The organism is Psychrobacter sp. 1U2, from assembly GCF_051847575.1.
Genome location: NZ_JBPYDC010000848.1, coordinates 1 through 805, shown reverse-complemented (window position 1 = coordinate 805; position 805 = coordinate 1). Strand labels below are relative to the sequence as shown.

At 45.5% G+C, this 805-nt stretch carries 1 protein-coding gene; it reads right to left on the bottom strand.

Translation table 11 applies throughout. The features are described from left to right. On the bottom strand, window positions 1-648 hold a 648-nt coding region (gene pcaH / locus ACS8FD_RS19100), incomplete at its 3' end, for a protocatechuate 3,4-dioxygenase subunit beta (protein WP_439277019.1). Between the last annotated feature and the right edge of the window lie 157 nt (window positions 649-805).

The following is an 805-nucleotide window of genomic DNA, read 5'->3' as shown; positions in this document are numbered from 1 at the left end:
CGCCATATCTAAACGCGCAACCATAGTTTCCACTGCCTCTGGGTCTTTTAATACTTGAACAATAGGACACAAAGGGATCAATGGATCACCTTCAAAATACATCTGTGTGATCAACCGTGTTGAGATCGATGGCCCCATAACTGAGACGTGAATATGGGCAGGGCGCCAAGTATTGATGCCATTTGGCCATGGATAAGGCCCTGGACGTACCGTGCGAAAACGGTAGCGGCCATCAGCATCAGTTATACAACGACCTACCCCGCCAAAGTTTGGATCAAGCGGTGCTAGGTAGTTATCTTTTTTATGGCGGTAGCGACCTCCAGAGTTGGCTTGCCACATCTCAACTAGTGTATTGGCAACTGGCTTACCAAACTGATCGATAACACGGCCATGCATAATGATACGCTCACCGATGGGCAAGCCAGCTTGTGTACCTTCTGTACGAAAATTCATGAGCAAATCATTGTCGTATTGACCAATTTCTAAACCGTCGAATACTGGCCCACTGCGCTCAGATGGACTGGCATTTTGAATGCTAACCAAGGCTTGTTTTGGCGAACGTGTGATAGAAGTTTTATAACCTGGAGTATATTGCGCCGGTTGCCATGCTCGATCACGCGCCAGAAAATAAGGATACTTTTGACTCATTTTGATTTTCTCCACTCTTATCTATAAAATTTTATAAGCAATAGTATTGACGGCTGTGACTTTATAAAATGGTCGTGCCCCAACCATTGTCTTTTGCTAAGGCAAAAGCATGGTTGGCCGCAGGGACGCCAGCATAAATTGAGACATGCATCAATAC